The organism is Leeuwenhoekiella sp. H156 (assembly GCF_052218455.1).
In the GTDB taxonomy this organism is placed as follows: domain Bacteria; phylum Bacteroidota; class Bacteroidia; order Flavobacteriales; family Flavobacteriaceae; genus Leeuwenhoekiella; species Leeuwenhoekiella parthenopeia.
The window spans coordinates 41,223-52,285 of sequence record NZ_CP197499.1 but is presented as its reverse complement, the minus strand read 5'-3'; the positions used below and the strand labels follow the sequence as shown (position 1 = coordinate 52,285).

Here is an 11,063-nt window from a genome sequence, read left to right as displayed (position 1 = left end):
TATGCACCATGTAAAAGTATCGAAGAGCCCCCTACCAAATTTCTTCATCAAATTTAAAACGGGCCTTTGTGCTTTTATAATTTTAATAACTGCTTCCAGGCTTACCGCTCAGCAGGACATCAGCGCTCAGGAAGCCCTGGCCGAAAAGATTTACCTGCAAACCGATCGTAAAGCCTATACGCCGGGAGAGACCATTTGGTTTAAAGCTATTGTTGCCCAGGCAAAAGACAATGTGCCTTCAGGCTTAAGCGGAGTTTTGCATGTGGAACTGATAGACCCGTTTGAAACGCTTGTGGGCGAAAAAATGATCAAACTCAATGACGGGATTGGAAGCAATTTTTTCAGTGTTGAAGATTTTTATGCCCCGGGGACCTATCAGTTGCGGGCCTACACACAATGGAATCAAAATTTTGATGCCGACTTTATCTTTAAAACCTATCTCAACATTGCCGAAGCCAAAAGCCCGGAACCTGTTGTTGAAAAAATGGAGATTGAAGGTAAGGATGCTATCCGTTTCATTTTCAAACCCGAACTTATAGACAGCACTGCCGGGAATAAATTTGATCTGGAACTCGCTTATGGTGATCAGGTAAAAAAGCGCATCATTCGTAAGAATGGCGCGGGCTATTTTGTTCTGGAAGAAAATTTTGCCGAAGATACAGACTGGGTGCATTTTAAAATCCTTACCGAATCGGGTAAGCAATACAGTGAGAGTATACCACTTTCCAAACCTGCGATAGATATTCAGTTTTTACCCGAGGGTGGTAGTTTATTGAGCGGAATCAACAACCTTATAGGTTTTAAGGCGATTGACGAGACCGGAAAAGGCGTTGCGGTTTCCGGGACTGTTTATGACGATCAGGGAATTCAGGTCACTTCGTTTAAAAGCAATGAGCTGGGGATGGGACGGGTATATCTTTTTCCAAAAGCATCAACAACTTATAGGGTTGAATTAACAGAGTCAAACAGGGATATTCAGTTCACTTATTCATTTCCTAAGGTTATTGAGAAAGGCAGTACACTTTCGGTAAATCCCGTAGGTACTAATCTCGCGGTACAGGTACGTTCCACCCAGCTTGTGAATGATTCGGTCTATGTAGCAGTGAGCAGCAGAGGTTTGGCACTTGGTGAAGTGGGGCGAAAACTTGAAAGCGGAAAGCAAAACCTGGTTTTTTCAAAGGAATCGTTACCCGCAGGAATTTTGGTATTTACGCTTAAAGACCAAAACAAAAATCCGTTAGCGGAACGCCTATACTTTAATCATTTAGAAACCGAAGCCCTTAAGCTGGATATAGAACTGAACAAACCTTCTTTTAAAACGGAAGAAGAGGTGAACTTGACGCTTTCTGCAACGGGGCTTACCCGGGATGCCAGCGCTTCGGTTTTGGTCATCCCCAACGAATTGAAAAATGAGCAAAATATCTGGACTTATTTTATGCTCAGTTCAGAACTAAGAGGAACTATTGAAAAGTCAGCGTATTATTTTGAAGGTACACAGCTTATAAAACCCGATGAACTGGATAATTTGCTGCTCACTCAGGGCTGGCGGGGCTATACCTTCAATTCTTCTCCGGATGAGCAGGAAATGCCTTTTCTTCCTGAATTTACCTTAGGGGTTCAGGGAGAGATAGCAGCGCTTTTTGATAAGGATAAAATGAAAGAGGGTGTAGACGTGAGCCTGATGGTTTTTGGAGAAGAACAACAGTTTTACGATCAGAAAACCGACAGTCTGGGACGCTTCAATTTTCTGTTGCCTCCGCTCGAGGGCAGACGGGTACGGGCGGTTTTACAAACCAAAAACGATGCCGGTAAAAACCGGGATTATAACCTCAGTCTGGATGAGGCCATTAAACCGCAAATAACATACGACCGTAACCGAGCCTTCTTCAAAAAGAAAGAGCCGCAACCTGAGGTTTTGCAAAAATCAGAGCAGAAGCAAACAGCAGATACGTTTTTTGACTACGATCCCAGTATCAACAAGTTGGATGAAGTACTCATAAGCGATTATAAGCTTACCCCACAGCGTAAAAAAGTAATGGACACCTATGGCAAGCCCGATGTGGTGATCGATGGTCGGGAGATTGAAACGAAAGCAAATGAGTACAGTCATGGCCTTTATGGTGTGCTAAGGCAGTCTTTTGGAGATAAAATCAGTTTTCAACTCTACCAGGACAGCACCGGTGTACGTTATCAAAAAGCGGTGGTCACCGGTGGGATGGAAACTCTTGTGCTGGTTGATGGGATTCCGGTTTTGGCCGACGCCTATCAGTTTTTGCCCAATCTGCCGCCCAGCGAAGTGAAAAGTGTTGAAATTTTAGATGGCACCACTCAAAATTTTATGCCGCTTTACCGCAGGGTTTATCCTTTCCGAAGTATGCTTTCGACACCAACACAGGGAAGCATTTTGGCTATTTATACCTACAGCGGTAACGGTTTTTACACGGCCACAAAATCAAAAGGCATTCTCAAGACCAGCATCCCGTTATTTGCGTCTACCAAAGCATTTTATATCCCGAAATACGAGAGTGGAGCAATGGCTTTAGGCCCCGGTGATAATGCAGTAACGCTTTATTGGGATCCCAACATAAGTCTGCAAAATGGAGAACCTGTTAACGTGAAATACCCAAACAATACCATCCCGGGAACTAAAACGGTTCTTGTAGAAGTCATCTCCCTGGATGGTAAAATAGGCTATAAGAGTGTTGATTATGAGATAGAAGAATAGCTCTTAAGGCAAATCTTCTCCTTTAGAAGCAATCCAGATTTTATACCACTGCTGCAGGCTTAAATCAATTTCGAGCGCGTCTACGGCACTTTTAATGCGATTTATGTGTTGGGAGCCTACAATAGGCAATGCGCCCACAGGATGCTTTAATAACCACGCATACATCACCTGATCAATAGCTTCAATACCCAGTTCGGTAGCTACTTCTTTCAAAACCGAATGCAGGCGGTGTTCGCGCTGGGTTTCGGGTTTAAATAGCTTACCGCCGGCAAGGGGAGACCAGGCCATGGGTTTGATTTTATGCTTTTGGAAAAATTCAATATTCTCATTATCCCAATGCTCCAGGCACGCAACCGAAAGTTCCACCTGATTGGTCGCCAGCGGCATATCGAGATACGCCTGAAGGCTGTCAAACTGCATGGGCGTAAAGTTTGAAACTCCAAAGTTCAACACTTTTCCGTTTTGCTTTAAATGGTCAAAAGCTTTCGCGACTTCTTCAGGCTCAAAAAACGGAGCCGGGCGGTGCAGAAGCAACAAATCCAGACGGTCTGTTCCCAGATTTTTAAGCGAAGCTTCAGCCTGCTTGATGATATACGCGGTGCTGTACTCGTAAATTTTTACGTCCAGTTCCGGATTGAAATCTGTAGCCAGTCTGATACCGCATTTGCTAATCAGCTGCATCTGCTCGCGTAATTCCGGTTTTAACGCCAGTGCACGGCCAAAGAATTCTTCACAGGTATAATTCCCGTAAATATCGGCGTGGTCAAACGAGGTGATCCCCAGTTCGAGCACCTGCTCCATGAGTTTTAAAAGTTCAGCATCGCTGAGGTTCCAGTCGCGTAGGCGCCAATATCCGTGAATGATGCGTGAGAGGCTGAGGTTTTCGTTTAGGGCTAGTGTGTTTTTCATAACAGGTTTTATTCAACAAGTTGTAATGTAGCAAAAAGTCCCGAATCCAGATTGATGCGGTTTTTATAATCTTCGGGAATCGCTACAGATCCCAGAATGGTATTGGAATCTTTTTCTTCGGAAGCCATACTAACGTAAGCCATCGCAAAACCCAGTTCTTTGTTGGGCGAAAGCGATACGGCCATGTTGGGTGATCCCGGTTTAAAATTTTGGTCAAAAATAGCAATGCGTAATTCGTGATAGGCTTCCTGCTTAGTTCGGAAAATTTTGTGGTTAATGTGATTGTTATAGGTTTTCGGAAGCTTTTCGGCATCATAACCCACTACAAAACCATTGGGCAGCACATTATAGGTAAAAACCTCGAAGCCGGAATCGTAAAGTCCGCCGCTGTTGTTTTCGTCCAGATAAATCACAAGCCGGTCCTGCCGGTCATAATCTTCAAGCGGATTTCCCGTATTTGGTTGCGGATTTAAATTTTTAAAATGTACCAAAACATAAAGCGCATCGGGTGTCCAGGTGAGTTTGTATTGGATGTTTTGGTCGGATTTTTGGCCCTGCCAGAGTTGGTCGAGCTTAAGCCAATCGGTTTTTTGCCAGGCTGGGTCATCGGGCTTGCCGTCAATCCTGGGCGCTATTGTGGCTTTAGAAACCTCCAGTTGTGGAGCTTCAGCTTTGGGAAAGGGTGCCGGGTCTTCTTTTTTTCCGCAGGAAAAAGCAAGCAAAGCGAAAACTAAAAAGAGGTATTTCATCTGTTTAAAATATACAAAAATCTGTTTTTCAGTATTTTGATTATGTAGGAGGGAATGCACTTTGTTTGCCAAATGCCCATTATGGACCTTCATGAGCGTGTTTTGCCCAAACTAAGAACGCCAAAGATAGGCCCAGGCGCCAAAATCCAAAAGAGATAGGGCATTTCAAAATGCAGAATGGCATATCCCAGCGCCTGAATACTCACAATCGTTATCGCAAAACCTACGCAATTTACCAGTGTTAGCGCAGTACCGCGGTATTCGGGCAGGGCGTTTGAGGCAACGAGCGTTGAAAATTGCGGACTGTCTGCCACCACCACAGCACCCCAAAACAGGAGAAAGGAGGCAAAAAGCCAAACCGGCAATTGCAGCGCAACCGGTGAAAGTAAACAGCAAATGCCTGAGGCTATAAGTGCAAAGCGGGCCACAGATTTACTGGTAAAGCGGGCGACTAAACTTCCGCCTACAGCACAGGCGATGGCACCTATGCCAATCACGGCAAATGACCAAAGCGGAATGTTAAGCAGCAGAACGTGTTTTTGCGCGTAATAGGTTATAAACAGCGGGACAAACCCCCAGAAGGCATAGAGTTCCCACATATGACCCCAGTAGCCAAAAGCTGCTGCTCTAAACTTAGGCTCTTTAAAAAGCCGTGGAATCGCCTTGATTTGTAGCTTCTGCTGCGCCTTGCGAAAGGGGCCGTCGGGTACTCCAAAACCGATAAGTATTCCGCCCAGTGCGGCCAGTGCGCTGGTGATGAGTGTGATGTTTTTGTAGTTAAGCGAAAGTCCAAAACTGTTTAAAAAGTGGGGCAGGGCAGTGCCCAGAACGAGCGCACCTACCAGAAAGCCTAATGCTTTGCCCAGGCCCTGCTCAAAATAATCAGCTGCGATTTTCATACCTACCGGATAAATCCCGGCAAGGAAAAAACCGGTACTGAAGCGCGAGACCAGTACGGTTGAATACGTAACAGCGGGCAGCAGCAGCGCCAGATTGGTAAGGGCTCCCAGCAGGGCGCAAATTAAAAAGACTTTGGAAGGTGAAAAACGGTCTGCAAAAGCCAAAAGCGCAAAGACCAGCGTACCGCTAATAAAACCAAATTGCACCGAAGCCAGAATACCGCTCACCCCGGTGGCGGTATCTAAACGCGCCAGCGGCAACTGCGGTACCACGATATTGCCCACAAACCACAGCGAAGTCCCCAAAAACTGGGCGAGAACGATAAGGAAGATGATGCGGTTCTTTTGCGGCACGTCTTAAAGTTATTCTACCGGTTCTGCTGCCAGAGCGAGGTGTTTTCCATCGGGGCTTACCGCGATTCGAGAGATATTGGTGAGCTTGTAGCTGTTTAGACTCACAGCAAAAACCCAGGCGGGTTCTCCAAAAAGGTCGTAAACAAATAGGCTATCACCACTACCCACCAAAATGCGGTTTTCATCAAGCCAGGCGTAATCCTGCCGCCCGATGGGGAGTTCGCATACAAAATAGCTGGTAGGGCTTTCTCCGGAAAGATCAAGCATATACAAGTCCATATTCTGATCGTCGTTTTCTACCAAATAACTCATCGAGTCGCTGTTGGGCACTTTATGAAGGGAGCGTCCCGCATTTGCCACTATTCTTTGCAGGCTGTCATGAGTAGGAGCTGAAAGGAATAAATCCATTTGATTGGGCACTAAAACCGAAGCGATAAAAGTTTCTTTATCGTAAAACGAAAAGTAACCCACCTGACTGCTGTCCAGCAATTTTTGAAAGGCTTTGCTCTTAAAGTCGTAGGTAGCAAGGCGCTGTCTGCCTTCCGGGTCCTGGCGAACCGCAGCCACAAGATCGGTTTGCGGGATGCGCTGGGGCGAAAAGAATCCGCTATTGGGTTCGTTTGTTAAAACTGAATTTTTCTGAGTTTGCAGATCGTAAACGCCAATTGCTGTAAGGCTGTCTTTTGTGCGGCTGTAAAGCAGCGTGTTGTCATCGTAGAACGAAGGCTGATTGTCGTAGCCCGGGTTTTGGGATATGTTTTGGCCGTCCTTAACCTCCAGAGTCGTGGGCGTGGTATTGATTTCAAAAAGGTAAACTTCGGGAGCGGTTTGCGCGTAAAGGCTGAAGCCTAAAAGTCCGAGGAAGAAAAAAAGTGATGATTTAAGCATAGTCGTGATTCAGATTTTAAAGATACAGATGTTTGTGTAAAGAGTCTCACAAGGATTGAGCCGTTTTGGGTCAATTTAAAATTCAAGGTCTAAAATTTAAGGTTGTGGATTTCTAAAGGAAATAGAGTACTAAAAAAGTAGAAAAACGAAATACTAGTATTGTCATTTCGACCGATAGGGAGAAATCGCATCAGTCTTTCACGGGAGCTTGTTTTTTTTGCCAAGTAGGATGTGACGGCTCCTGTCGTCGAGGTGACATTTATAGTCATTTCGACCGGTAGGGAGAAATCGCATCAGTCCTTCACGGGAGCTTGTTTTTTTGCCAAGTAGGATGTGACGGCTCTTGTCGTCGAGGTGACATTTGTAGTCATTTCGACCGATAGGGAGAAATCGCATCATTCTTTCACGAGAGCTTGTTTTTTTTTGCCAAGTAGGATGTGACGGCTCCTTTCGTCGAGGTGACATTTGTAGTCATTCCGACCGATAGGGAGAAATCGCATCAGTCTTTCACGGGAGCTTGTTTTTTTTGCCAAGTAGGATGTGACGGCTCCTGTCGTCGAGGTGACATTTGTAATCATTTCGACTGGTAGGGAGAAATCGCAGCAGTCTTTCACGAGAGCTTTTTTTTTTGCCAAGTAGGATGTGACGGCTCTTGTCGTCGAGGTGACATTTGTAGTCATTTCGACCAGTAGGGAGAAATCGCAGCAGTCCTTCACGGGAGCTTGTTTTTTTGCCAAGTAGGATGTGACGGCTCCTGCCGTCGAGGTGACAATTGACGTAGACTTTAAATTTTAAACCTTGAATCAAATCCGCGTGAGGGATAGTAGAGGAAATCCTTTAGGAGCGGGAGCGACTAAAGATTGCAACGTATAGCCTGCCTTTGCCGGCAGGCAGGCCTGGCCCGAAGGGCACGCCCAAAACAAAACAACCTGCAACTTAAAGTTACAGGTTGTTTGATTTTAGAATTTCGTTTTTAGGGGTGAAAATCTAAAAGGGGTAGGTGTTTTCAGCTGTGATTTTCTCTGCGATGGTATTGCGCAGCGCCACCACGTTAGGCTGATTTTGATATTTGGTAAAACGCTTAAGACCCATAAGCATCATACGCTGCTCATCACCTTCGGCAAAGGAGACTATGCCTTCTTTAGCTTTTTGGTTGATGGTGTCTACGGCGTGATACAGGTACAACTGCGCCATTGCGATCTGCTCTTTCTGAGCTTCTTCACCAAAACGCTTCACGTTTTTCTCGGTACGCAAAATGGTACTTTCGGCCATATAAATCTCGATCAGGATGTCTGAAGCGGCCAGCAATAACTGCTGATGCTCCTCAAGCTCAGGACCGTATTTTTGGATCGCGCTACCGGCTACCATTAAGAATACCTTTTTCAGTTTGGCGATCATCGCTTTTTCTTCCGAAAGCACTTCGGAATAGTCGGGCGTGTCAAATGAAGGAATTCCGGTAAGTTCTTCGCCCACTGCCATTGCAGGATTGAGCAAATCTACGTGACCTTTCATCGCTTTTTTGACCAGCATACCTACCGCAAGCATACGGTTAATCTCGTTTGTACCTTCATAAATACGCGAAATACGGGCGTCTCTCCAGGCTGCTTCCATCGGCGCATCGGCACTGAAACCCATACCGCCATAAATCTGGATACCTTCATCGGCGCAATTCTGCATATCTTCTGAAGCGGCTACTTTTAGGATCGAACATTCAATCGCATATTCTTCAACACCTTTAAGTTCGGCTTCTGAGTGGCTTGCACCTTCCTCAAGACGGATTGAAATTCGGTCTTCAATATTTTTTGCAGCACGGTAAGAAGCACTTTCACTGGCATAGGCATTGGTCGCCATTTCAGCCAATTTCGATTTGATCGCACCAAACTTGGCAATAGGCGTGTTAAACTGCACACGCTCATTGGCATATTTAACGCCCATATCGATCACGCGGCGTTGTGCGTCAAGACAGGCAGCAGCGAGTTTGATACGGCCTACGTTAAGTGCATTCATTGCAATTTTAAAGCCTTCACCACGACCGGCAAGCATATTTTCGACAGGAACCACGCAGTCATTGAAAAATACCTGACGGGTAGAAGAGGAGTGAATACCCAGTTTCTTTTCTTCTTCACCTAATGAAATCCCGTTAGATTGATCGTTCTCAACGATGAAGCCGGTGATGTTTTTATCGTCTTCAATTCGGGCGAAAACAATAAAGACATTACAGAATCCCGCGTTGGAAATCCACATCTTTTGACCGTTGATCTTGTACGATTTCCCATCTGCCGAAAGTTCTGCTTTGGTTTTTCCACTGTTGGCGTCAGAACCCGCACCCGGCTCGGTCAAACAGTAGGCTCCAAACCACTCACCGGTAGCGAGTTTAGGAACGTATTTTTTCTTTTGTTCTTCGGTCCCGTAAAGGGTGATTGGCATGGTACCAATACCGGTATGCGCACCAAAAGCGGTCGCAATAGAACCGGTTGCTCCTGAAATGTAGTCACAAACCAGCATCGTAGAAACAAAGCCCATTCCCAGACCATCGTATTCTTCAGGAACTGCGATACCCAAAAGGCCCAGCTCACCGGCTTTGCGCATCACCTCTTCGGTAAGTGCATAGTCTTTGTGCTCAAAGCGTTCTTTGTGTGGTACAATCTCACGGTCAACAAATTCTTTAACCGTTTCTTTCATCATTTTCTGCTCCTCGTTAAAATCTTCGGGAGTAAAGATGTCTTCGCAAGGAGTTTCCTTTACCAAAAACTGACCACCGCGAAGGATGTCTTTTTTATCTGCTGTTTCTGCCATTGTAGTGTATTTAAGAATAAAGAATAGAGAAAAAAGAGAATAGACTTATAGTTACAAACCATTTTGAAAACCCATTGTCATTTTTTGCCATTCCTGAATTTTAGTTTCTAATTCAATTAATTTTTTATCGTCTATATAGTTTTTGTGTCGTGCTATATGTAATTGTGTTGCCAATTCAAATGAGGAACCCAGAGCATAATCAATGAATGTGCTAAATGCTTTATCTGTTCTTGATGATCCCTCTGATATATTACTTGGAATAGATGTAGCCGCCCTGCTCATTTGGGATGACAGGTCGAATCTTTCGTGTTTGGGAAAAGATTCTAATATGTCTGAGATGTCGCAAGCTATCTCTAAACCTAAAGACCAAATCTTCAAATTTTTATAATTATGCCTTTTTCTGTTCATAGTTATAAATCTTTGATCTCTGTTCTATTATCTTTTTTCTGGCCCTTAGTTCAAAAACTCATAAACCCCGGCGGCGCCCTGACCGGTACCTACGCACATGGTTACGATACCGTATTTGTTTTTCATATTACGTTTACGCATTTCGTCAAACAACTGCACCGAGAGTTTGGCTCCGGTACATCCCAGCGGGTGACCCAATGCAATCGCTCCGCCGTTTACGTTTACGATATCGGGATTTAAGCCCAATTCACGGATTACCGCAAGAGACTGCGAAGCAAAGGCTTCGTTTAATTCAATCAGGTCGATGTCGTCTTGCTTGAGTCCGGCTTGTTTTAGCGCTTTCGGAATGGCTTTTACAGGTCCAATTCCCATTATGCGCGGTTCAACACCCACGGCTGCAAAGTTTACCAGGCGGGCGATGGGTTCCAGGTTTAATTCTTTTACCATTTCTTCGCTCATAACCAATACGAAAGCTGCACCGTCACTCATTTGCGAGGAGTTTCCTGCGGTTACGCTTCCGCCTTCGGCGAAAACAGGACGCAGTTTACCCAATACTTCAAGGCTGGTGTCGGCACGCGGACCTTCGTCTTTACTTACCGTGTAGGTTTTGGTTTCTTTTTTACCGCTGTTGTTTACAAACGTATGTTCTACTTCTATCGGAACGATTTGCTCTTTAAAACGGTCTTCTTCCTGAGCTTTTAAGGCTTTTTGGTGCGAATGGTACGCAAACTCATCCTGATCTTCACGCGAAACCTTAAACTGATTGGCTACAGCTTCTGCGGTAAGTCCCATTCCCCAGTAGTAGTCTTCGTTTCCGGCTTTGGCTACTTTATAATCGGGTACCGGTTTGTAACCACCCATAGGGATGTAGCTCATACTTTCGGCACCACCGGCGATGATACAATCTGCCATTCCGGCCTGTATTTTTGCCGAAGCCATTGCGATGGTTTCAATACCGGATGCACAATACCGGTTTACGGTTACACCCGGTACGTCTTCGATCTTCAATCCCATCAGGGAAATCAGGCGACCTACGTTAAGGCCCTGTTCGGCTTCGGGCATCGCGTTGCCTACCATAACATCATCAATGCGTTTTTTATCGAGGTTAGAAACCTCTTTCATCATATAATCGATGGTTTCCGCAGCGAGTTCGTCGGGTCTTTTAAATCGGAACAATCCGCGGGGAGCTTTCCCTACGGCTGTTCGGTATGCTTTTACTATATATGCTGTTTTGCTCATTTTAAGCCCCCTATCCCCCGAAGGGGGAACACCTATTAGGAGGAAATAGGATTTTTATTGTTCAACACTAAATGTTCCTCCCCCTGGGGGAGGCCA

Annotated in this window: 8 protein-coding genes; 1 reads left to right on the top strand and 7 read right to left on the bottom strand. The window is 45.3% G+C overall.

Annotation, left to right across the window (positions count from 1 at the left end; all coding sequences use genetic code 11):
* Position 1 precedes the first annotated feature (1 nt).
* Positions 2 to 2,725, top strand: a complete 2,724-nt coding sequence (locus ACSSS3_RS00210; RefSeq protein ID WP_442845953.1) for an MG2 domain-containing protein — start codon at positions 2 to 4, stop codon at positions 2,723 to 2,725.
* Between the two features lie 3 nt (positions 2,726 to 2,728).
* On the opposite strand, the gene ACSSS3_RS00205 is transcribed toward ACSSS3_RS00210, so the two are convergent.
* The 7 genes from ACSSS3_RS00205 to ACSSS3_RS00175 all read right to left on the bottom strand — a co-directional run bounded on the left by ACSSS3_RS00205 (position 2,729) and on the right by ACSSS3_RS00175 (position 10,967).
* On the bottom strand, positions 2,729 to 3,634 hold the full coding sequence (locus ACSSS3_RS00205; RefSeq protein ID WP_442845952.1) for an aldo/keto reductase: 906 nt from the start codon (positions 3,632 to 3,634) through the stop codon (positions 2,729 to 2,731).
* A gap of 8 nt (positions 3,635 to 3,642) precedes the next feature.
* Positions 3,643 to 4,383 (bottom strand): sugar-binding protein, encoded by a 741-nt coding sequence (locus ACSSS3_RS00200; RefSeq protein WP_442845951.1) that lies wholly within the window; start codon positions 4,381 to 4,383, stop codon positions 3,643 to 3,645.
* 89 nt (positions 4,384 to 4,472) lie between these two features.
* A complete protein-coding gene (locus tag ACSSS3_RS00195; RefSeq protein ID WP_442845950.1) occupies positions 4,473 to 5,636 on the bottom strand; it encodes an MFS transporter in 1,164 nt (387 codons plus the stop codon).
* A 9-nt stretch (positions 5,637 to 5,645) separates the two neighbouring features.
* Positions 5,646 to 6,524 carry a hypothetical protein gene (locus ACSSS3_RS00190; RefSeq protein WP_442845949.1) on the bottom strand — a complete coding sequence of 293 codons (879 nt, stop codon included), beginning with the start codon at positions 6,522 to 6,524 and terminating at the stop codon, positions 5,646 to 5,648.
* A gap of 987 nt (positions 6,525 to 7,511) precedes the next feature.
* A complete protein-coding gene (locus tag ACSSS3_RS00185; protein WP_228230262.1) occupies positions 7,512 to 9,320 on the bottom strand; it encodes an acyl-CoA dehydrogenase family protein in 1,809 nt (602 codons plus the stop codon).
* A gap of 51 nt (positions 9,321 to 9,371) precedes the next feature.
* On the bottom strand, positions 9,372 to 9,728 hold the full coding sequence (locus tag ACSSS3_RS00180) for a four helix bundle protein (protein WP_442845948.1): 357 nt from the start codon (positions 9,726 to 9,728) through the stop codon (positions 9,372 to 9,374).
* Between the two features lie 45 nt (positions 9,729 to 9,773).
* A complete protein-coding gene (locus ACSSS3_RS00175; RefSeq protein WP_442845947.1) occupies positions 9,774 to 10,967 on the bottom strand; it encodes an acetyl-CoA C-acyltransferase in 1,194 nt (397 codons plus the stop codon).
* Between the last annotated feature and the right edge of the window lie 96 nt (positions 10,968 to 11,063).

Coding starts and splice junctions, on each gene's coding strand:
- ACSSS3_RS00210 (WP_442845953.1), top strand. CDS start 2: ATGCACCATGTAAAAGTATCGAAGAGCCCCCTACCAAATTTCTTCATC.
- ACSSS3_RS00205 (WP_442845952.1), bottom strand. CDS start 3,634: ATGAAAAACACACTAGCCCTAAACGAAAACCTCAGCCTCTCACGCATC.
- ACSSS3_RS00200 (WP_442845951.1), bottom strand. CDS start 4,383: ATGAAATACCTCTTTTTAGTTTTCGCTTTGCTTGCTTTTTCCTGCGGA.
- ACSSS3_RS00190 (WP_442845949.1), bottom strand. CDS start 6,524: ATGCTTAAATCATCACTTTTTTTCTTCCTCGGACTTTTAGGCTTCAGC.
- ACSSS3_RS00185 (WP_228230262.1), bottom strand. CDS start 9,320: ATGGCAGAAACAGCAGATAAAAAAGACATCCTTCGCGGTGGTCAGTTT.
- ACSSS3_RS00180 (WP_442845948.1), bottom strand. CDS start 9,728: ATGAACAGAAAAAGGCATAATTATAAAAATTTGAAGATTTGGTCTTTA.
- ACSSS3_RS00175 (WP_442845947.1), bottom strand. CDS start 10,967: ATGAGCAAAACAGCATATATAGTAAAAGCATACCGAACAGCCGTAGGG.